Source organism: Azoarcus sp. TTM-91 (assembly GCF_012911025.1).
Lineage (GTDB): Bacteria > Pseudomonadota > Gammaproteobacteria > Burkholderiales > Rhodocyclaceae > Azoarcus.
On sequence record NZ_WUEI01000058.1, the window covers coordinates 1 to 20,362 of the forward strand.

Annotated in this window: 17 protein-coding genes; 6 read left to right on the forward strand and 11 right to left on the reverse strand. The window is 67.4% G+C overall.

The window, feature by feature from the left end; all coding sequences use genetic code 11:
- Window positions 1-265 precede the first annotated feature (265 nt).
- A complete protein-coding gene (locus GRF61_RS15270; protein WP_169151494.1) occupies window positions 266-2,131 on the forward strand; it encodes a diguanylate cyclase in 1,866 nt (621 codons plus the stop codon).
- Between the two features lie 103 nt (window positions 2,132-2,234).
- Here GRF61_RS15270 and GRF61_RS15275 read toward each other — a convergent pair whose 3' ends face one another.
- The 4 genes from GRF61_RS15275 to pyk form a co-directional block, all read right to left on the reverse strand.
- Complete coding sequence (locus GRF61_RS15275; protein WP_169151495.1) at window positions 2,235-2,651, reverse strand: gamma-glutamylcyclotransferase family protein; 417 nt, start codon at window positions 2,649-2,651, stop codon at window positions 2,235-2,237.
- A complete protein-coding gene (locus tag GRF61_RS15280; RefSeq protein ID WP_169151496.1) occupies window positions 2,648-3,337 on the reverse strand; it encodes a hypothetical protein in 690 nt (229 codons plus the stop codon). The genes GRF61_RS15275 and GRF61_RS15280 overlap by 4 nt, the downstream gene beginning before the upstream one ends.
- Window positions 3,338-3,479: 142 nt before the next feature.
- A complete protein-coding gene (gene fba / locus GRF61_RS15285) occupies window positions 3,480-4,544 on the reverse strand; it encodes a class II fructose-bisphosphate aldolase (RefSeq protein ID WP_169151497.1) in 1,065 nt (354 codons plus the stop codon).
- 171 nt (window positions 4,545-4,715) lie between these two features.
- Window positions 4,716-6,158 carry a pyruvate kinase gene (gene pyk / locus GRF61_RS15290; protein WP_169151498.1) on the reverse strand — a complete coding sequence of 481 codons (1,443 nt, stop codon included), beginning with the start codon at window positions 6,156-6,158 and terminating at the stop codon, window positions 4,716-4,718.
- 174 nt (window positions 6,159-6,332) lie between these two features.
- Here pyk and GRF61_RS15295 point away from each other — a divergent pair, with 174 nt between their 5' ends.
- Entirely contained in the window at window positions 6,333-6,740 is a 408-nt protein-coding gene (locus GRF61_RS15295) for a hypothetical protein (protein ID WP_169151499.1), read from the forward strand.
- A gap of 106 nt (window positions 6,741-6,846) precedes the next feature.
- Here the strand turns inward: GRF61_RS15295 and GRF61_RS15300 are convergent, their stop codons facing one another.
- The 7 genes from GRF61_RS15300 to GRF61_RS15330 all read right to left on the reverse strand — a co-directional run bounded on the left by GRF61_RS15300 (window position 6,847) and on the right by GRF61_RS15330 (window position 14,596).
- Window positions 6,847-8,031, reverse strand: coding sequence for a phosphoglycerate kinase (locus tag GRF61_RS15300; protein WP_169151500.1), 1,185 nt, complete (start codon window positions 8,029-8,031; stop codon window positions 6,847-6,849).
- Window positions 8,032-8,063: 32 nt separating this feature from the next.
- A complete protein-coding gene (locus tag GRF61_RS15305) occupies window positions 8,064-9,116 on the reverse strand; it encodes a glyceraldehyde 3-phosphate dehydrogenase NAD-binding domain-containing protein (protein ID WP_169151501.1) in 1,053 nt (350 codons plus the stop codon).
- Window positions 9,117-9,281: 165 nt separating this feature from the next.
- Window positions 9,282-10,310 carry a type I glyceraldehyde-3-phosphate dehydrogenase gene (gap, locus tag GRF61_RS15310; protein WP_169151502.1) on the reverse strand — a complete coding sequence of 343 codons (1,029 nt, stop codon included), beginning with the start codon at window positions 10,308-10,310 and terminating at the stop codon, window positions 9,282-9,284.
- Window positions 10,311-10,352: 42 nt separating this feature from the next.
- Window positions 10,353-12,371: a transketolase gene (gene tkt, locus GRF61_RS15315; protein WP_169151503.1), complete on the reverse strand. Its 2,019-nt coding sequence runs from the start codon at window positions 12,369-12,371 to the stop codon at window positions 10,353-10,355.
- Between the two features lie 163 nt (window positions 12,372-12,534).
- Window positions 12,535-13,410: a phosphoribulokinase gene (locus GRF61_RS15320; RefSeq protein ID WP_169151504.1), complete on the reverse strand. Its 876-nt coding sequence runs from the start codon at window positions 13,408-13,410 to the stop codon at window positions 12,535-12,537.
- Window positions 13,411-13,455: 45 nt separating this feature from the next.
- Window positions 13,456-13,707 carry a hypothetical protein gene (locus GRF61_RS15325; protein WP_169151505.1) on the reverse strand — a complete coding sequence of 84 codons (252 nt, stop codon included), beginning with the start codon at window positions 13,705-13,707 and terminating at the stop codon, window positions 13,456-13,458.
- A gap of 79 nt (window positions 13,708-13,786) precedes the next feature.
- On the reverse strand, window positions 13,787-14,596 hold the full coding sequence (locus GRF61_RS15330) for an inositol monophosphatase (protein WP_169151506.1): 810 nt from the start codon (window positions 14,594-14,596) through the stop codon (window positions 13,787-13,789).
- Between the two features lie 100 nt (window positions 14,597-14,696).
- On the opposite strand from GRF61_RS15330, the gene GRF61_RS15335 reads away from it, so the two are divergent.
- From GRF61_RS15335 to GRF61_RS15350, 4 genes are all read left to right on the forward strand, one after another.
- Window positions 14,697-15,431, forward strand: coding sequence for a 16S rRNA (uracil(1498)-N(3))-methyltransferase (locus GRF61_RS15335; protein WP_169151507.1), 735 nt, complete (start codon window positions 14,697-14,699; stop codon window positions 15,429-15,431).
- A gap of 46 nt (window positions 15,432-15,477) precedes the next feature.
- Entirely contained in the window at window positions 15,478-16,965 is a 1,488-nt protein-coding gene (gene pap, locus GRF61_RS15340) for a polyphosphate:AMP phosphotransferase (protein WP_169151508.1), read from the forward strand.
- A gap of 178 nt (window positions 16,966-17,143) precedes the next feature.
- Window positions 17,144-18,517, forward strand: a complete 1,374-nt coding sequence (gene argA / locus GRF61_RS15345) for an amino-acid N-acetyltransferase (protein ID WP_169151509.1) — start codon at window positions 17,144-17,146, stop codon at window positions 18,515-18,517.
- A gap of 55 nt (window positions 18,518-18,572) precedes the next feature.
- Window positions 18,573-20,261 carry a diguanylate cyclase gene (locus tag GRF61_RS15350; protein ID WP_248281267.1) on the forward strand — a complete coding sequence of 563 codons (1,689 nt, stop codon included), beginning with the start codon at window positions 18,573-18,575 and terminating at the stop codon, window positions 20,259-20,261.
- The last annotated feature ends 101 nt before the right edge of the window (window positions 20,262-20,362 follow it).

Consider the following 20,362-nt stretch of genomic DNA (forward strand, 5'->3'; position numbering starts at 1 on the left):
GTGCCGCCGCCGCCGGGCGCGGCAAGGGGAGTGACCGCCTCACTTTCGTCCTAGCTCGCACCTGCTGGCCGCCGCTCGCGGGCAGGCGAAGGCGGGGCGCGCCCGGCGGCGGCGGCACGTTGCTGGGAGATGCGTTGCCGGCGAGCACAGAACGCGCCTCTCCGTGATTTATTCTTTCCTTCAAGGTGTTGATATTTCGCATAATCCAAATGGACTAATACGAAGATAATCGCGGCCCGCTGGCTAGGGCTGGCCTGGAGGGGGCATGAATCTCAATCGCAAGATCACTTTGCTGTTCGTCTGCGTGGCGCTGGGCATCCTGGCCATGCTGATCGCGATCAGCCTGTACGCGTTCCGCAGTTATTCCATTGCCTCCTCGACCGCGCATGTGCGCACTGCCGCCGAGGTGGTGCGGGTGCACCTCACCGAGGCGATGATCCACGGGGTGATCGACAAGCGCGAGCAGTTCCTGGAGCGCCTGATGGAGGTGAAGGGCCTGCACACCGCGCGGGTGGTGCGCTCGCCGGAGGTGAGCCGGCAGTTCGGCGCCGGCCTGCTGCGCGAGCTGCCGGCGGACGAGATCGAGCGCCTGGTGCTGGCCGATGGCAAGGCGCGCTACATCCTCACCGACGAACTCGGCACGCCGATGTTCCGCGGCACCATTCCCTTCGCCGCCTCTGCCCGCGGCACGCCCAACTGCCTGCAGTGCCACCAGGTGCCGGAGGGCACGGTGCTGGGCGCGGTGACCATGGAGCTGTCGCTGGAAGAACTGAAGCGCCAGGCGCTGTACACCATTTCCGGATTGATCCTCACCGTCGGCCTGTTCTCCTTCTTCGCGATCCTGATGGCCCGCCGCCTCATCCTGCCGGTCGGCCGCACCGCACAGGCGGTGGAGCAGGCGGTGGAGCGGGCGCTCAAGGGCGATTTCAAAGGCGAGGTGGCCTGTCGCACCGACGACGAGATCGGCCACATCGCGGTGCAGACCAACCGCCTGCTGGGCTTCCTGGACGATGGCCTGAGCCGCATCAGCGGGCGGGTGTCGCAGCTCACCGGCCGCACGCCGCAGGCGGACGAGAACCAGCTGGAAACCACCATAGACATGGTGAACGGCCTGGCCGACGCCTCCACCTTCAAGCAGGCCATCGAAGAGGACGAGACCAAGGCGGAGATCTTCGACCGCTTCGGCCAGGTGCTGGCGGAGCGATTCGACATCCGCAGCTACACCCTCTACGACGTCACCGGCCCCAGGCAGCTGGACCCGGTGATGGTGGATGGCGAGGCCGGAGCGCCCTGTCGCTGGTGCGATCCGCAGATCCTGGTGCGCAGCGACATGTGCCGCGTCAAACGTTCCGGCCATGCGGTGGACGGGCTGGCGCGGCCGGGCATCTGTTATGCCTTCCGTTCTCCCTCCGAGGGCAGCGAGCCGTTGCGCCACTACTGCGTGCCCATCATGCAGTCCGGCTCGGTGGGCAGCGTGGTGCAGCTGGTGGCCGCGGCCAGCCAGTCGGCCAGGCTGGAGAGCTGCATCCCTTACATCAACGTCTATCTGCGCGAGATGGCGCCGGTGCTGGAGGCCAAGCGCCTTACCGAAACCCTGCGCGATTCCTCGCTGCGCGATGCCCTCACCGGACTCAACAACCGCCGCTTCCTGGAGGAGTACGTCGATACGCTGATGGCCAATGCCCATCGCCGCAACATCCCGCTGGCGGTGCTGCTGCTGGACCTGGATTACTTCAAGGTGGTGAACGACACCCTGGGCCACGATGCCGGCGACGTGGTGCTGAAGGCGCTGTCTGGCGTGCTGCGGCAGTCGGTGCGCGCCTCGGACATGGTGATCCGCTTCGGCGGCGAGGAGTTCCTGGTGGTGCTGCAGGACGCGCCGGCCGACGCGGCGCTGGGCGTGGCGGAGAACATCCGCAGCGCGGTGGAGAAGCTGCGCATTCCGGTGGGGGGCACCATGCTGCAGAAGACCATTTCCATCGGCGTCGCCATGTACCCGGAAGACAGCGAAACCTTCTGGCAGGCGGTGAAGTTCGCGGACGTGGCGCTCTACCGGGCGAAGGAGAGCGGTCGCAACCGGGTGGTGCGCTTCACCGCCGACATGTGGGAAGGGCACGCCGAGGCCTATTGAAGGCAAGGCGGATCGCTGGCGTTCGCGGCGGTCCGCCCGGTCGCCGGCGAAGCGTTGTTAAGGTTGCCGGGGGCGCGTCAAACGTCGCCGGCGGCGGGCTGGATCACACGCGGCCGAAGCCCAGGTACTGGCGCTCGAAGCGCTGCTTGCCTTCACCCAGGAAGCTGTCGAAATCCCACTCGCCAGCGACCAGCAGATGGGCGAATTCAGGACGGAAGACGTAGGTATCCGCATCCTCGATACGGCCGCTGGCCAGTTCCACTTTCACCGTGAGCCGCAGGTACTGCTCGCCTTCGAAGGCATCCAGGCGGACGAGGGCGGCGGGCGGAACGTCGCGGTAGAGCACGCCGGCCACCTGCGCGCCTGCGGCGGGCACCATGCCGGGATAGGCTTCGCCGCGCACCGGATGGCGTCGGTGCCCGCGCAGGATGGCGGCTTCGTGCTGCAAGGCCAGGCCGGCCACGCCGAACATGATGTCGGTGCACATCAGGGAGCCATAGGTGAAGCAGTGCCGGCTCATGGCTTGCCCTCACCGGCTTGCCAGGCGGCTTGCAGCAGCGCGCGGTGGCGCGCCAGCTCCATGATCGCGACTTCGATCACCGGTCCGCTCAGGGTCTGGCCCGCGCAGGTGGCCGGCAGGCGGGCGCTGGCCTCGCCGTGGGCGACGACGACTTCCAGCGCTTCCTGCCTGGCGTGCAGGCGCTGCTGGCGGTCGCGCTCGCCCACCAGCACGCTGCCGTTGGTGAGATTGAGCCGAGCCGCCAGTTCGGCGTCCGCCCCGGAAGTGAGCCGGGCGCTGACCACGCAGGGCACCATGCGGTACTCGTTCACCAGCGCCAGCGCCTGCCGGCGCAGGAAGGCGCGCTGCTCTTCCTCGCCGCTGGGCAGACGGCCGGCAGCGCGGCGGACGAGCTGCAGCAGTTCCTCGTCGGTGAGATGGGGTGCCGCTTCCGCGAGCAGGGCCGGAGCGAGCGTCGGCGTGCCGAGGTCGGTGGCGTCCAGGTGGTGATGGTGGGCAAGGATGCGGCCACCCGCCTGGGCCAGTTGCTTGCCGGTGACGGTGGGCATGCCCTGGAAAACCATGCTGCCGAGCAGCTGGTGCAGCTGCTTGCACAAGGCCTCGTGTCCGCCCTGGGTCAGCGACTCGGGTAGCAAGAGGTCGAATTCGAAGGTGACGCTGAGTTTGACGTTGGGCTTGCCGGACATGATCGCTTCCCGCGCTCCGGGTGGGGTATGCACCGCGGGATTATGCGGCAGGCGGGTGGCGTCGGAGAGCGTGCGTATTACGCGCCGGACGAAAAAAAACCGCCCGGTGGTGCCGGGCGGTCGGGTGTCGCTCGGGGGCTGTTCAGCGCACGACCTGGGTCAGCTCGCCAGCCTTGTAGCGGGCGGCAATCTTCTCCAGCGACACCGGCTTGATCTTCGACGCCTGGCCGGCACTGCCGAAGGCTTCGAAGCGGGCCTTGCACACCAGCTTGGCGGCTTCGCGGGCGGGCTTCAGGAACTCGCGCGGGTCGAACTTGGAGGGGTTCTCGACGAAGAACTTGCGGATGGCGCCGGTCATCGCCAGGCGGATGTCGGTGTCGATGTTGATTTTGCGCACACCGTACTTGATGCCCTGGACGATCTCTTCCACCGGCACGCCGTAGGTCTCTTTCATGTCGCCGCCGTACTGGCGGATGATCTCCAGCAGTTCCTGCGGCACCGAACTGGAGCCGTGCATCACCAGGTGGGTGTTCGGCAGGCGGGCATGGATGGCCTTGATGCGGTCGATGGCGAGGATGTCGCCAGTAGGCTTGCGGGTGAACTTGTAGGCGCCGTGGCTGGTGCCGATGGCAATGGCGAGCGCGTCGCAGTCGGTCTTCTTGACGAAGTCGGCGGCCTGGTCCGGGTCGGTAAGGAGGGCGCTATGGTCCAGCTTGCCTTCGGCGCCGATGCCGTCTTCCTCGCCGGCCATGCCGGTTTCCAGCGAGCCCAGGCAGCCAAGTTCGGCTTCCACGGTGACGCCGATGGCGTGGCTCATCTCGACGACCTTGCGCGAGACTTCGACGTTGTATTCGTAGGAGGAGGGCGTCTTGCCGTCTTCCATCAGCGAGCCGTCCATCATCACGCTGGAGAAGCCGGAGCGGATGGCAGCCAGGCATACCGCCGGGCTCTGGCCGTGGTCCTGGTGCATGACGACCGGAATCTGCGGATAGGCTTCGACGGCGGCGTCGATCAGGTGGCGCAGGAAGGCTTCGCCGGCGTACTTACGCGCACCGGCGGAGGCCTGCATGATCACCGGGCTGTCGCATTCGGCCGCCGCCTCCATGATGGCCTGGACCTGCTCGAGGTTGTTCACGTTGAACGCGGGCAGGCCGTAGCCGTTCTCGGCGGCGTGGTCCAGCAGCTGGCGCATGGAAACGAGGGGCATTGGAATTCTCCGAGGGTGCCGGCGGGGGCCGGACTGGGCTGTTGGATTGAATGCGTGGGCGTAATTAGGCGCGCATTTTATCGCGCCCGGTGCAGCGGCCGTAAGCGGCATATACGCTTTGAGACAAAGCGGCCGGGGCTGCACGCAACCCTGGCCGTGGGCTGGCAGCGATCACTCGTGGCCGGGGGCTTTGTGCTCGCCGACGCGCACGATCTTGAGGGTATTGGTGCCGCCGGAGGCGCCTATGGGTTCGCCTATGGTGAGCACGATGAGGTCACCGTAATCCACCACGCCCTGGTCGAGCAGCACCTGCTCGGCTTCCCACAGCAGCAGGTCGCGGTCGTAATGGGTCTGGCTCATCAGCAGCGGATAGACTTCGCGGTACAGCGTCATCTGGTTGCGGGCGCGGACCTCCGGGGTGAGGGCGTAGATGGGCACGCCGCTGTTGAGCCGGCTCATCCACAGCGCGGTGGAGCCAGTCTGCGTCAGCGAGGCGATGGCCTTCACCTTGAGGTGCCAGGCGGTCCAGATGGCCGCCATGGCGATGGACTGGTCGATGCGGGTGAACACCCGGTTGAGCACTTCGCGGTCCAGGCTGACTTCGGCGGAACGCTCCGCCTCCAGGCAAACGCGGCTCATCGCCTCCACCACCTCCACCGGATACTTGCCAGCGGCCGTCTCGGCCGACAGCATCACCGCGTCGGTGCCATCCAGTACCGCGTTGGCCACGTCTGACACCTCGGCGCGGGTGGGCACCGGGCTGGTGATCATGGATTCCATCATCTGGGTGGCGGTGATGGTGAGCTTGTTGCGGTCGCGGGCGGCGCGGATCATCTTCTTCTGCAGCGCCGGCACCGCGGCGTCGCCCACTTCCACCGCCAGGTCGCCGCGGGCCACCATGATGCCGTCGGAGGCGTCCAGGATTTCCTCCAGGTTGGCCACCGCCTCGGTGCGCTCAATCTTGGCGATCAGCAGCGCATCGCCGCCGGCGGCGCGCATCAGCTGGCGCGCCATGTACATGTCGGCGGCGCTCTTGGGGAAGGAGACGGCGAGGAAATCGACGCCGATCTGCGCCGCCGTCTTGATGTCGTCCATGTCCTTGGCAGTGAGCGCCGGTGCGGTCAGGCCGCCGCCCTGGCGGTTTATGCCCTTGTTGTTGGAGAGCTCGCCGCCTACCCGCACCACGGTGTGGATCTCGCTGCCGCGCACCTGGCTGACGATGAGCTTGAGGCGGCCGTCGTCCAGCAGCAGCACGTCGCCCGGCTTGACGTCGCGCGGCAGGTCCTTGTAGTCCAGCCCGACACGCTGTTCGTTGCCCATCGCGCACTGGGCGTCGAGGATGAACTCGGCGTCCCGGGTCAGCGTCACCTTGCCATTCTCGAAGCGGCCCACACGGATCTTGGGGCCCTGCAGGTCGGCGAGGATGCCCACCGGGCGGCCGGCGAGGGCGGCGGCTTCGCGGATTAGGTTGGCACGGGCGACATGGTCTTCCGCCTTGCCGTGGGAGAAGTTCATGCGCACGACGTCGATGCCGGCGTGGACCATGCGCTCCAGCACCTGCGGCTCGGAAGAGGCTGGCCCCAGGGTGGCGACGATCTTGGTGTGGCGGGACATGCTGTCTCCTGTATTTTTCCTGTGCCGCACGGCCTCCAGGGCCGGGGCGTCGCCGGAAATGCCCGGCTGGCGGGGATTCTAGCGCTACCGCCGGCAGGCGTCCCGCCGATCTCCGCGGCGAGGCGAAAAGGCGACGATGTCCTATGCTGATGATGTGGAAGGAGGATGCATGACATGGACGCTGCAATGATCTTTGCCCTGCTGGCAGCGGGAATGCTGGTGGCGGTGGTGCTGATGCTGATGCGCCGGGAGCAGGAAGAGGGAATGCCGGTGCGGCACAACCCTTACAAGGCTTCCTACCACGCTGTCTGCATCCAGTCTGGCAACCAGGCCTGCGATGCTGCCCGCCATGTGCGCGGCCGGCGCTTTCTGGCGGCCGAGGCGCCGCGCCTGCCCATGCCGAACTGCTCGCGGGGGGAATGCAACTGCGTGTATGTGCATTTCGACGACAGACGGGTGCGCAACCGGCGCGATGTGTATGCGAACAAGAGCTACATGATCGGCGAGCAGGCTCCTGAGGAGCGGCGCCGGGCGAGCGGCCGGCGCAAGACCGATCTCGCGCGCTTCCACCCCATACACTGAACGGGAAAGAAAAGCCGGTGATTCGCCACCGGCGTTTCCCGCTGACAAGCGAAACGGCCGCCCCAAGGGGCGGCCGTTTCGTTCGCGGGGCCTCGCGGTGCGGGGCTCAGCCGGGGAAGCGGGCTTCCAGCGCGGCGATCGCCGGCAGCTTCTTGCCTTCCAGGAACTCCAGGAAGGCGCCGCCGCCGGTGGAGATGTAGCCCACGTCATCGGCGATGTGGAACTTGGCGATGGCCGCCAGGGTGTCGCCGCCGCCGGCGATGGAGAAGGCCTCGGAGTGGGCGATGGCCGAGGCCATCATCTTGGTGCCGCCGGCGAACTGGGCGTGCTCGAACACGCCGACCGGGCCGTTCCAGACGATGGTGCCGGCGTGGGCGATGATCTCCGCCAGCTTGGCCGCGCTCTTCGGGCCGAAGTCCAGGATGCGGTCGTGCGGGCCGACTTCATCCACCGGGATGCGGTTGGCGCGGGCCAGCGCGGAGACTTCGTCCGCCACCACCACGTCGACGGGCAGCGGCACTTCGGCGCCGCGCTCCTTCATGATGTCCATCACCTGGTGGGCTTCGCGCACCATTTCCGGTTCGGCCAGGGATTCGCCGATGCGCTTGCCGGCGGCCAGCAGGAAGGTGTTGGCGATGCCGCCGCCGACGATGAGCTGGTCCACCTTCTGCGCCAGGGTCTTGAGGATGGTGAGCTTGGTGGACACCTTGGCGCCGCCGACGATGGCCACCAGCGGACGGGCGGGTTCGTGCAGGGCCTTGGACAGGGCGTCTATTTCGGCGCCCATCAGGATGCCGGCGCAGGCCACCGGGGCGAAGCGGGCGATGCCGTGAGTGGTGGCTTCGGCGCGGTGGGCGGTGCCGAAGGCGTCATTCACGTAGACGTCGCACAGCGCGGCCATCTTGGTCGCCAGCGCTTCGTCATCCTTCTTCTCGCCCTTGTTGCAGCGGCAGTTCTCCAGCAGCACGATCTGGCCGGGTTCGACGGTGAAGCCGCCATCCACCCAGTCGGTGATCAGCTTCACCGGCTTGTGCAGCAGCTGGCCCAGGCGCACCGCGACCGGCGCCAGGGTATCGTCCGGCCCCACCGTGCCCTCGGTCGGGCGGCCGAGGTGGGAGGTCACCATCACCGCCGCGCCGTTGTCCAGGCAGTACTGGATGGACGGGATGGAGGCGCGAATGCGGGTGTCCTCGGTGATATTGCCGGCGTCGTCCTGCGGGACGTTGAGGTCGGCACGGATGAAGACCTTCTTGCCGCGTACGTCGATGTCGGTGAGCTTGAGTACTTTCATTCCGGGGCTCCAGGGTGGTTTTTGTTGCGGCTTCAGCCGGCCGGCTGCCAGCGCGCGCGCCAGTGGCGGGCGACGTCGACCAGGCGGCTGGCGAAGCCCCATTCGTTGTCGAACCAGATGAAGAGGCTGGCCATGCGCGGGCCTCCCACCCGCGTCTGGCCACCGTCCACGATGGCGGAATAGGCCTCGTGGTTGAAGTCGATGGAGGCGTGCGGCTGCTCCGAGTAGGAGAGCAGGCCGGCGTGGCTGCTGCCGGCGGCCTCGCGCAACAGGGCGTTGAGCGCGGCCACGTCCACCGCCTCGCGCAGCGACAGTGCGATGTCGATGGCCGACACATTGGTGGTCGGCACCCGCAGTGCCTTGGCCTGCACCCGGCCGGCCAGGCGCGGCAGCAGGCGTTCCACGCCGCGCGCCAGCCCGGTGGAGACCGGGATGATGGACTGCATGGCGGAGCGGGTGCGGCGCAGGTCGGTGTGGTGATAGCCGTCGATAAGCGGCTGGTCGTTCATTACCGAATGCACGGTGGTGAGGATGACGTGCTCGACGCCGAAGGCGCGGTCCAGCAGTTCCAGCACTGGCACCACCGCGTTGGTGGTGCAGGAGGCATTCGAGACGATGCGTTCGTCGCCCCGCAGGGCGTCGTGGTTGATGCCGAAGACCACGGTGGCGTCCACATCCTCGCCGCTGTTGGCGGGGTGGGACAGCAGCAGTCGCGGGCAGCCGGCATCGATGAAGCGCCGCAGTTCGGTGCGGCTGGCGTAGTGGCCGGAGCATTCGACCACAAGGTCGATGCCCAGCGCCGCCCAATCGACCTCCTCCGGCGTGGTCGCATGGCTGACGGCGATGCGGCGGCCGTCGATCAGCAGTGCGTCCGCGGTGGCGTCCACCTGGCCGGGGAAGCGGCCGTGGGTGGAGTCGAAGCGAGTCAGGTAGACGATGCTGGCGAGGTCGGCCGGCTCGTTGATGGCGACCACTTCGAATTCATCGCGCCAGGGAGATTCGTACAGCGCGCGCAGGAAGCAGCGGCCGATGCGGCCGTAGCCGTTGATGGCGATGCGAACCGGGTTGGGGGCGTTGCGGGGCACGGGAGGACCGGGTCAGTGGCCGGGAAAGCGCCGTATTCTAGCGTGTATGTCATCTGTCGTCCGGCTGCTTGAGGAGGCGGCTGAAACCGCCTGTGTCGCGCCGGCCGGCGGCATGAAAAAAGCCCGCCCGGATGCCGGGCGGGCCGTTTGCCCAGGGCTCTGCGTTCAGCGCACAGCCATCCAGGCGCGCGCCGCGTCCAGCATGCGGCAGGAATAGCCCCATTCGTTGTCGTACCAGGACAGCACCTTGACCAGCACCGAGCCATCCTCGCCCTTGATCACGCGGGTCTGGGTGGCGTCGAAGGTGGAGGACACCGTGGTGTGGTTGAAGTCGGAGGACACCAGCGGCTCGGTGTTCACCGCCAGGATGCCTTTCAGCGGGCCGTTGGCGGCGGCGGTCATCAGCTCGTTGATCTCTTCCTTGGTGGTGGCCCGCTCGGCGGTGAAGGTGAGGTCCACCAGCGAAACGTTGAGCGTGGGCACGCGCAGCGCGAAGCCGTCGAACTTGCCCACCAGCTGCGGCAGCACCAGGCCGACGGCCTTGGCGGCGCCGGTCTTGGTCGGGATGATGTTGGCGGCGGCGGCACGGGCGCGGCGCAGGTCCTTGTGGCGCACGTCCACCGTGACCTGGTCGTTGGTGTAGGCGTGCACCGTGGTCATCAGGCCTTGCTTGATGCCGATGTTCTCGGCTAGCACCTTGGCCACCGGGGCCAGGCAGTTGGTGGTGCAGGAGGCGTTGGAAACCACCGTCATGCCGGCATTCAGCACGTTCTCGTTCACGCCCATGACGATGGTGGCGTCCACATCGTCGCCGCCCGGCGCGGAGATCAGCACGCGCTTGGCACCCTGCTCCAGCAGCGCCTGGGCCTTGGCCTTGGTGGTGTAGGCGCCGGTGCACTCCAGCAGCACGTCCACGCCGTGGCTGGCCCAGTTCACGCCCTTGGGATCCTTGGTGGAGTAGAAGGGGATCTTGCGGCCGTCGAGGATGAGGGTGTTCTCGCCTTCGGTGTCCACCGCGGTGGCGAAGCGGCCATGCGTGGTGTCGTACTTCAGCAGGTGGGCGTTGGTCGCCAGATCGCCGGACGCATTGATGGCGACGACTTCAAGTTCGTTCTGCAGGCCTTGCTCGTAAATGGCGCGCAGGGTGCAGCGGCCGATGCGGCCGAAGCCGTTGATCGCAACCTTGATGGACATGGGGTCTCTCCTCTCTACGAATCTGTGTGATGGCTGGCGCGCTCAGAGCACGGCCTTGACCGCGGCGGCCACTGCCTCGGCAGTGACACCGAAATACTTGAACAGCTCGCCGGCAGGCGCGGATTCGCCGAAGCGGTCGATGCCGACCACCGCTCCTTCCAGGCCCACGTACTTGCGCCAGCCGTCGGTGACGCCGGCCTCCACCGCCACCCGCGGCACGCCGGCCGGCAGCACGCTGGCGCGCCAGGCGCCTTCCTGGCGGTCGAACACATTGGTGCTGGGCATGGAGACCACGCGCACCGCGATGCCTTCGTCAGCCAGTGCCTTCTGCGCCGCCATGGCCAGCGACACTTCCGAGCCGGTGGCGATGATGACCGCGGCCGGCTTGCCGCCTGCGGCTTCGGACAGCACATAGCCGCCGCGGCGGATGTCGGCGATCTGTGCCGCGTCGCGGGTCTGGAAGGGCAGGTTCTGGCGCGAGAACAGCAGGCAGGAGGGGCCGTCGGCACGCTCGATGGCGTGAGCCCAGGCAACCGCGGACTCCATGGTGTCGCAGGGGCGCCAGACGTCCATGTTGGGAATCAGGCGCAGGGTGGCGGTCTGTTCCACCGGCTGGTGGGTGGGGCCGTCCTCGCCGAGGCCGATGGAGTCGTGGGTGAACACGAAGAGCTGGCGCACCTTCATCAGCGCCGCCATGCGCAGGGCGTTGCGGGCGTACTCGCTGAACATCAGGAAGGTGGCGGTGTAGGGGATCAGGCCGCCGTGCAGCGCGATGCCGTTGGCGATGGCCGCCATGCCGAACTCGCGCACGCCGTAGTAGATGTAGTTGCCGCCGCTGTCGCGGCTGACGCCCTTGGCTCCGGACCACAACGTGAGGTTGGAACCCGCCAGGTCGGCCGAGCCGCCGATGAGTTCCGGCAGCTTGGGCGCGTAGGCTTCGATGCTGTTCTGGCTGGCCTTGCGGGTGGCGATGGTTTCGCCCTTCGCGTTGACCTTGGCGAGCACCGCTTCGACATGGGCGGACCAGTCGGCCGGCAGCTTGCGCTCCTGCACCCTGCGTTTGAATTCGGCGGCGAGCTCGGGGAAGGCAGCGGCGTAGGCGGCGAACCTGTCGTTCCATGCGGATTCGGCGCTGGCGCCGGCCGGGCGCGCATCCCAGGCAGCATAGACGTCGGCCGGGATTTCGAAAGCGGGGTGGTTCCAGCCGATGTAGGCGCGGCAGGCTTCGATCTCGGCGGCACCCAGCGGCGCGCCGTGAACGTCATGGCCGCCCTGCTTGTTGGGCGCACCGGCGCCGATCACCGTCTTGCAGCAGATCAGCGTGGGCTGGGAGGTATTCGCTTTCGCCTGCTGGATGGCGGCCTCGATCTCGGCGGCGTCATGGCCCTGCACGTCGCGGATCACCTGCCAGCCGTAGGCTTCGAAGCGCTTCGGCGTATCGTCGGTGAACCAGCCTTTCACATGGCCGTCGATGGAGATGTCGTTGTCGTCGTAGAAGGCCACCAGCTTGCCCAGGCCCAGGGTGCCGGCGAGGGAACAGGCTTCGTGGCTGATGCCCTCCATCAGGCAGCCGTCGCCGAGGAAGACCCAGGTGCGATGGTCGACGATCTCATGGCCGGGGCGATTGAATTCGGCCGCCAGCACCTTTTCGGCGATGGCCATGCCGACCGCGTTGGTGATGCCCTGGCCCAGCGGGCCGGTGGTGGTCTCCACCCCTGGGGTGTAGCCGTATTCCGGATGGCCCGGCGTCTTGCTGTGCAGCTGGCGGAAGCGCTTCAGCTCCTCGATCGGCAGGTCGTAGCCGCTGAGGTGCAGCAGGGCGTAAACCAGCATGGATCCGTGGCCGTTGCTGAGAACGAAGCGGTCGCGGTCGGCCCACTGCGGATTGGACGGGTTGTGCTTGAGGTGATGCCGCCACAGTACCTCGGCGATTTCCGCCATGCCCATCGGCGCGCCCGGGTGGCCGGAGTTGGCCTGTTGCACTGCATCCATCGCCAGGGCGCGGATGGCACCGGTGAGGGGATTGAAGACCGGGGGCTTGACGTTTCTGGACGACTGCATGGTTTCCTCGAAGCCGGGTGGGGCGGCTGGAAAAAACCGGCATTATCGCCGATTTCGCAGGCCCTTTACAGGGCCGCCAGTGTTTCCGGAGATGTAAGTCTTTGGCACATCAGGTGAATCCGGGTTTTCCCGGATGGCGTGGGATGCCCGGCTGGCGCCGGCTTCAGACCCACTGCCGGCGACGTTCCATCAGCTTCCAGATCAGGGGGGTGAGGATGAGTTGCATCGCCAGGTCGAGCTTGCCGCCGGGGATCACGATGGTGTTGGCGCGGCTCATGAAGGCGTCGTGGATCATCCGCAGCAGGTAGGGGAAATCCACGCCGCGCGGATCCTTGAAGCGGATCACCACCATGGATTCGTCCAGCGTCGGCACGTCGCGGGCGATGAAGGGGTTGGAGGTGTCCACCACCGGGATGCGCTGGAAGTTGATATGGGTGCGGGAGAACTGCGGAACGATGTAATGCACGTAGTCGTGCATGCGGCGCAGGATGGTGTCCTGCACCGCGTCGGCGGAGTAGCCGCGCTCGCGGGTGTCGCGGTGCAGCTTCTGGATCCACTCGAGGTTGATGGTCGGCACCACGCCGATCAGCAGGTCCACATGGCGGGAAACGTCCACCTTGTCGGTCACCACCGCGCCATGCAGGCCTTCGTAGAACAGGCAGTCGGTGCCCACCGGCAGGTCTTCCCACTCGGTGAAGCTGCCCATGGGCAGGTCCCAGCGCATGGACTGGGCTTCGTCGTGGATGTAGTAGCGGCGGCGGCCGGTGGCGGACTCGCCGTAGGCGCGGAACAGCGTCTCCAGTTCCTCCAGCAGATTGGCCTCCGGGCCGAAGTGGCTGGCGCCGCGCAGTCCCTGGCGCTCCGCCTCTTCGATCTGCGCGTTCATCTCGCTGCGGGTGTAGCGGTGGAAACTGTCGCCCTCGACGATGGCCGCGTTCACGTTTTCCCGATGAAAGATCGCCTGGAAGGTGTGCTTGACCGTGGTCGTCCCCGCGCCGGAGGAGCCGGTGACGGCGATGATCGGGTGCTTCATGGACATGGCGGGCTCCGGCGCGGCGGCGTCTTGGGTCGGGAAGGGAGGGCGTCAGCGGGTGTCGCCGCCATGCACCCGGCGGGCTGCGACCACCAGCACGTGGACTTCCTCGAAGGAGAGATCGGGGTAGTGGTCGCGCACCACGCGGTAGGCGAGGTGGTCCAGGGTGACGTTGGCCCAGCGGTTTTCCGGCGCAAAGAAGGGCGCCACCAGGGTGCTGGCTTCCTCGAAGATCTCGCGGACGTTGAGGTAGCGACGGCGCTCCTGGCGGTCGGACTGGAGGGTGGCGTTGTTATCGGGCATGGGGTTTCCGGACGGCTGCAATCCCCGGATGATAACGCGGGCTTGTGCAGCGCAACGTGCGGGATGGCGGGAGATCGAATCAGGAGTGGGACTGCAGCCAGGTACGCCATTCGGAGAACAGCGCCGGACTGGCGGCGGCGACCACCGCGCGTTTCACCGCCGGGCCCGCCATCAGCGAGCCGCCGTCCAGCGCGGCGGCCTCGCCGCCCGCCTCGGCCAGGATCAGCCGGCCGGCGGCGTAATCCCACAGCATCTGGCCGCCGTGGATGTAGACGTCCAGCCGGCCGGCGGCGACGAAGCACCATTCCAGCGCACTGGAGCCGAAATTGCGCTGGGAGTAGTAGGGCGGGCGGACGGCCAGCTCGTCGCCAAGGTGATGGCTGATGCGCTTGAAATCCACGCCGGCGACGGCGTCGGCCAGGCGCCCGGCGGCCGGCCGCAAGGGCAGTTCCGCGCCGTTGAGATAGGCCCCGGCGCCCTGTGCGGCATAGAAGGATTCGTCGGTGATCGGGTTGTACACCACGCCGAGCCGAGGTTCGTGATCCACCAGGTAGGCGATGGAGACGGCGAAAAAGGGGATGCCATTGGCGAAGTTGGTGGTGCCGTCTATCGGATCGATGCACCACAGGCCGCGGCGGCCTTCGCTCCACAGGCGGGCCTGCTCCTCGGCGGTCATTTCCTCGCCCAGCACCGGGCCGGGAATGAACTGCGGCAGGGCTTCGCTGAAGCGGCGCTGGGATTCCAGGTCGGCTTCGGTGAACAGCGTGCCGTCGGCCTTGCGGTTGCGGGCGGACTTCAGGTAGCGCGGCAGGATTTCCTCGCGGGCGATGTCGCGGACCAGGGATTCGAGGGCGCGAGCGCGGGCGAGTCGTTGGGCGGCGGTAGACATGTCAGCTCCAGGAGAGTCCGGGCGGTGCCGCTGGGGAACGGCGATGGGGTCGGGACGCCAGGCGTGTCAGCCGGGAAAGGCGCGCGCCTATAATCTTACGATGATTTCACGCTTCCATTTCCCTGGCCGCTTGCCCGACAGCGGCGAAGTGCTCCTTCCCGAATCCATCGCTCACCATGCCCTGCGCGTGCTGCGCCTGCGCGAGGGCGAGCCGCTGGTGCTGTTCGACGGCGAAGGCGGCGAACGCAGCGCCACGCTGCGGCCGGAGGGCAAGCGGGCGTTCGCCTCCATCCACGCGTGCAGCGAGGTCGAGCGTGAATCGCCGCTGCAACTGGTGCTGGTGCAAGGCCTGGCCAGCGGTGACAAGATGGACTGGATCGTGCAGAAAGCGGTGGAGTTGGGCGCCGCCGGCATCGTGCCCTTGGCCGCCGAGCGCTCGGTGTTGAAGCTGGCTGGCGAGCGCGCGGACAAGCGGCGTGCCCACTGGCAACAGGTGGTGGTGTCCGCCTGCGAGCAATGCGGCCGCAACCGCGTTCCCGACGTGGCACCCATCGTTACCCTGGATGCCTGGCTGGCGGCGCACCGGGACGAACTCAAGCTGGTGCTGGCGCCCGGCGGTGAGGGCGCGCTCGCCCGGCTGCCACGGCCGGAAGGGCGGGTTCATCTACTGATCGGTCCGGAGGGCGGCTGGAGCGCGGCCGAGCTGGCGCAATGCCGTGCCGCGGGCTGCATGGCGATCGGCCTCGGCCCACGGGTGTTGCGCACCGAAACCGCCGGCCTTGCGGCGCTCGCCGCGCTGCAGGCCTTGTGGGGCGATCTCGCCGCCGCGGACTGAACCCCGCTCCAGCGTTTTTCCTCCACTTTTCCAGGAGTCTCCACGCATGTTCGAATCCGCCGAGCTCGGCCACAAGATGGACAAGGAAAGCTATGCCGCCGCAGTGCCGGCGCTGCGCGCCGAGCTGCTCGATGCCCAGTTCGAACTGCTGGACCTGAAGAATTTCGCCGTGGTGGTGTTGATCAACGGCATGGACGGCGCCGGCAAGGGCGAAACGGTGAATCTGCTCAACGAGTGGATGGACCCGCGCCACATCCAGACCTGGGCTTTCGACTCGCCCACCGAAGAAGAGGCGGAGCGGCCCTTCATGTACCGCTTCTGGCGCGCGCTGCCGCCGAAGGGGCGCATCGGCGTGCTGTTCAACAACTGGTACACCGACCCGATCACCGACGCGGTGCTCCACAAGCGCAAGAAGGCCCGCCTGGAGCAGCGCCTGGCCGAGATTCGCCGCTTCGAGGCGATGCTGGTGCGCGAAGGCGTGCTGCTGGTGAAGTTCTGGTTTCACCTCTCCAAACCCGGCCAGAAGGCGCGGCTGAAAGAGTTGGAGAAGGACCCGCGCACCCGCTGGCGTGTCACCGAGCGCGACTGGCGCTTCTACGAGGACTACGACCGCTACCGCGACGTCGCCAGCCACGCGCTGCGCCAGACCAGCACCGGCGATGCACCCTGGCAGATCGTGGACGGCAGCGACCCGCGCTTCCGCGCGCTCTTCGTCGGCCGCAGCCTGCTGCAGATACTGCGTCGCCGGCTGGAACTGGCCCGGCATCCGTGGTCGCCGCGTCAGGTGGCCCCGCCGCTGGCGACGGCGATGGATACCCTGGATCTGCTCGGCAGCCTCAAGCTGCGCCAGGAAATGAAGCGCAAGCAGTACGAGGACGAACTGGAGCGTTACCAGGGCCGGCTGGCGCTGCTGACGCGGGAGGCTGCGTTCCGCAAGCGCTCGCTGGTCGTTGTGTTCGAGGGCTCGGACGCGGCGGGCAAGGGAGGCGCGATACGCCGGGTCACCGCCGCGCTGGATGCGCGCCAGTACCGCATCGTGCCAGTGGCTGCGCCGACCGAGGAAGAGCGCGCCCAGCCCTACCTGTGGCGCTTCTGGCGCCATCTACCGCGGCAGGGCAAGGTAGTGCTGTTCGACCGCTCCTGGTACGGCCGGGTATTGGTCGAGCGCGTCGAGGGCTATTGTTCCGAAGCGGACTGGATGCGCGCCTACGCCGAGATCAACGACTTCGAGGATCAGCTCGTGGGCGCTGGCGCGGTGGTGGTGAAGTTCTGGCTGGCCATCGGCAAGGACGAGCAACTTGCCCGCTTCAAGGAGCGCGAGGCCGAGCCGCACAAGCGCTTCAAGATCACCGAGGAAGACTGGCGCAACCGCGAGAAATGGGATGACTACGCCCGGGCGGTGTGCGACATGGTGGACCGCAGCAGCACCGAGATCGCACCCTGGAACCTGGTCGAGGCGGAGAACAAGTACTACGCCCGTATCAAGGTGCTGCGTACCCTGTGCGAGCGTCTGGAAGCCGCGCTGGACAAGTGAACGACGGTGCGGCGGCAACCGTTGTTGCAGCGAATCAAATGTTGCAAAGCCGCCACTGTGGAGCCGGCAACAAGCGGTCATGCTTCCGCTAGAATCCGGTCATGAAAACCCCCCGGGATGCTGCGCCGTGAGCGATATCTCCTCCCCGCCGGCCACCGGATCCTTGCCCGGTAAACGCTTGAACGCCGAATCCTCTCCCGCACAGCCCGCAGCGGCGGCGAACAGCGCCGCTTCCGTCGATGCTTCCACCTCCCAGTTCGTCTCCTGGGTCCGGGGTGCAGCGCCCTACATCCATGCATTCCGTGGCAAGACCTTCGTCGTAGGTTTCGGTGGGGAGGTGGTGGCCGGCGATGGGGCCCAGAGCCTGGCCTACGATTGCAATCTGCTGGCGGCCCTCGGCATCCGCCTGGTGCTGGTGCATGGCGCCCGGCCGCAGATCGACGTCGAGATTGCCCGCCGCGGGCTGGAGCCGCGCTTCCACAACGGCCTGCGGGTGACCGACGCGGCGGCGCTGGAATGCGTGAAGGCAGCGATGGCGGTCACCCGCTTCGAGGTCGAAGCCTTGCTGTCGCAAGGCTTGCCCAACACCCCCATGGCCGGCAGCTACATGCGAGTGACCGGCGGCAATTTCATCACCGCCCGCCCCTTCGGCGTCGTCGATGGCGTGGACTTCCAGTACACCGGCGCGGTGCGCAAGGTCATCGCCGAGGAAATCAACGCCGACCTCGACCAGCAGAACGTGGTGCTGATCACCTCGCTGGGCGTATCGCCCGCCGGCGAGATCTTCAACCTGTGCATGGAAGAGGTGGCGGAGGCGGTGGCGGTGGCGCTGAAGGCAGAGAAGCTCATCTACCTGTGCGACGCCCCTGGGCTGCTGGACGCCGATGGCAAGCTGATCGAATCCGTCACCGCCGACGAGGCGCAGAGCAAGCTGGAAGCGGGCGAGGGCCTGACCGAGGACCTGCACCTCTACCTGCCCTGCGCGATACGCGCGGTGCGCAAGGGCGTTTCCCGCGCTCACCTGATAGACCGCGACAAGGACGGCGGCCTGTTGCTGGAGTTCTTCACCCACGCCGGCGTCGGCACGGTGTTGTCGCGCGATCCCTTGTTCCGCCTGCGCGAGGCCACGGTGGAGGACGTGGGCGCACTGGTGGCCTTGATCAGTCCGATGGAGGCCGACGGCACCCTGGTGCGGCGCGGCCGGGAGTTGCTGGAGCAGGAAATCGAGCGCTTCACCGTGGTGGAGCATGATGGCGTGCTGGTCGGCTGCGCCGCCCTCTATCCTTTCAGCGAAGACAACGCCGCCGAGCTCGCCTGCCTGGCGGTGACGCCGGAATACCGCCGCGCCGGCTTGGGCGACCAGCTGCTGCGCCGCATAGAGCGGCGCGCCCGGGTGCAACGCCTGGAACGTCTGTTCGTGCTCACCACCCGTACCGCCCACTGGTTCCGCGAGCGTGGTTTCAACGAAATCGGGCCGGAAGCGCTGCCGCGGCAAAAGCGCGAGCTTTACAACTTCCAGCGTCGCTCCAAGGTGTTCGTGAAGAACCTATGAAGCAGATCTGCGGGCTCCTGCTTCCCTTCGCCCAGCCCGCTCGGGACAGGGGGGCATGATGTCGCCGCAGGTGTTGCCCGCCCTGAGTGGGGTCGGCGTTGCCCTGGCCGTGATGCTGGGCGCTGGCCTGGCACCTCCCGACAGCTGGGTGCCGGTGGGGGCTTCGGCCCTGGGCGCCGGCCTGCTCGCCGCCTTCGCCATGCGCTGTCACCTGAAGGCCGAGGTCACTCGCCGCCAGCTGGAAGCAGCCGAGCTGGCGGCACGTATCGATGGCCTGCATGCCGCTGGGGCCATCGGCCGGGTGGGCGATGACGAACAGACGCCGGAGCGCGCCTGCCCGCTGCGTCAGATCGAGCATGCCTCCCACCATCTCGCCCTGCTGCGACAGGTCGCCGAGGGCGTCTATGGCGTCGAGGCCCTGTTCGACCGCCGCTGCCGGCTGAACTGGATCAGCCCCTCCATCGAGCGCCTGACCGGCTATTCGCCGGCGGATTGTCTGGCGGCGGAAGAAGCCATTGCCTTCCTTGTGCACGAGTCGGACCGCCGCTACTGCATGCGGGTGGCCGACCAGGTGCTGTCCGGCGGCGGCCAGCATGACTTCGAGATGCGGCTCACGCGCCGCGATGGCACCTTCGGCTGGGTGGCCTGCCACTGGCGGCCGGTGATCGGCGAGGACGGCGAGATCGAAGGCCTGCGCATGTCGGCGGAAGATATCCAGGGCCGCAAGGAAGCGGAGTACAAGCTGCTGGAAACAGTGGCCGAACTGCGTCGTGCCCAGGCGCTGCGCGAGCACTACCTGTCGCGCAGCAACGACGAGCGCCAGCGTCTGGCGGCGCTGCTGAATGTCATCCGCCTCGGCATCCTGTTCATCGACCACGATCACCGGGTGCTCTACTTCAACCGCGCGATGCTGGAGATCTGGGGCTTCCCGCCAGACGAAAACCTGATCGGCATGCGCGACGTGGTGCTGCAGAGCAAGGTGGGGGCCTTGCTGGAGGAGCCGGAGTCCTTCTTCGCCCATGTGCAGGCCATCGTCGGCGCCCGCGTCGCGGTCAGCGACAGGCATGAGCAGCGCTTCCGCGATGGCCGCATCGTCACCGACATCTCGGCGGTGGTCGAGGGCGGGCAAGGGCGGCGCGGCATCGGCCGGGTGTGGATCTACGAGGACGTCACCGAGCAGCGCCGCATCGCCGCCCAGCTGGTGTCGCTGGCCGAGCGTGATCCGCTGACCAATCTCTACAACCGCCGCCGCTTCCACGAAGAACTGGAGCGCCTGCTGGCGGAAGCCGAGCGCCACGGCGTGCAAGTGGGCCTGGTGGCGATAGACCTGGACGGCTTCAAGCCGATCAACGACCGTTTCGGCCACCAGGCAGGCGACGAGGTGCTGATCGGCCTGGCCGAGGGCGTGGGCCGCATCGTGCGCCGCAACGAGATGTTCTTCCGGCTGGGCGGCGACGAGTTCGGGGTGTTGGTTCCCGACACCAATGAGCGCGAATTGTCGGAACTCGCCGGACGGCTGGTCGACGGGGTGGATGCGCTGAGGTTCGAGTTCTGCGGCGAGACGGTCGGGGTGACGGCCAGCATCGGCATCGCCCTCTATCCTGCCCACGGTCGCGACGGAGAGGCCCTGATGGCAGCGGCGGACGAGGCGATGTACCGCTCGAAGAGTGGCGGGCGCAATCAGTGGTCGGTGGCGCTCCCCAAGAACGGTCTGGCCGCGCCTTTGCACACCGGGAGCCGCTAGCCGGGCACGGAAGCTGCGTAGCCCGATGCCGCGCCGGTGGCGCCCGGGCTGCTAAAATGCAGCGCTCGGAATTTGATGAACTTTTCAGGGAAGGAAGAAAC

Bases quoted from the DNA above. Each gene is read 5' to 3' on its own strand.
- GRF61_RS15270 (WP_169151494.1), top strand. From the start codon at position 266: ATGAATCTCAATCGCAAGATCACTTTGCTGTTCGTCTGCGTGGCGCTG.
- GRF61_RS15275 (WP_169151495.1), bottom strand. From the start codon at position 2,651: ATGAGCCGGCACTGCTTCACCTATGGCTCCCTGATGTGCACCGACATC.
- GRF61_RS15280 (WP_169151496.1), bottom strand. From the start codon at position 3,337: ATGTCCGGCAAGCCCAACGTCAAACTCAGCGTCACCTTCGAATTCGAC.
- fba (WP_169151497.1), bottom strand. From the start codon at position 4,544: ATGCCCCTCGTTTCCATGCGCCAGCTGCTGGACCACGCCGCCGAGAAC.
- pyk (WP_169151498.1), bottom strand. From the start codon at position 6,158: ATGTCCCGCCACACCAAGATCGTCGCCACCCTGGGGCCAGCCTCTTCC.
- GRF61_RS15295 (WP_169151499.1), top strand. From the start codon at position 6,333: ATGGACGCTGCAATGATCTTTGCCCTGCTGGCAGCGGGAATGCTGGTG.
- GRF61_RS15300 (WP_169151500.1), bottom strand. From the start codon at position 8,031: ATGAAAGTACTCAAGCTCACCGACATCGACGTACGCGGCAAGAAGGTC.
- gap (WP_169151502.1), bottom strand. From the start codon at position 10,310: ATGTCCATCAAGGTTGCGATCAACGGCTTCGGCCGCATCGGCCGCTGC.
- tkt (WP_169151503.1), bottom strand. From the start codon at position 12,371: ATGCAGTCGTCCAGAAACGTCAAGCCCCCGGTCTTCAATCCCCTCACC.
- GRF61_RS15320 (WP_169151504.1), bottom strand. From the start codon at position 13,410: ATGTCCATGAAGCACCCGATCATCGCCGTCACCGGCTCCTCCGGCGCG.
- GRF61_RS15325 (WP_169151505.1), bottom strand. From the start codon at position 13,707: ATGCCCGATAACAACGCCACCCTCCAGTCCGACCGCCAGGAGCGCCGT.
- GRF61_RS15330 (WP_169151506.1), bottom strand. From the start codon at position 14,596: ATGTCTACCGCCGCCCAACGACTCGCCCGCGCTCGCGCCCTCGAATCC.
- GRF61_RS15335 (WP_169151507.1), top strand. From the start codon at position 14,697: ATGATTTCACGCTTCCATTTCCCTGGCCGCTTGCCCGACAGCGGCGAA.
- pap (WP_169151508.1), top strand. From the start codon at position 15,478: ATGTTCGAATCCGCCGAGCTCGGCCACAAGATGGACAAGGAAAGCTAT.
- GRF61_RS15350 (WP_248281267.1), top strand. From the start codon at position 18,573: ATGATGTCGCCGCAGGTGTTGCCCGCCCTGAGTGGGGTCGGCGTTGCC.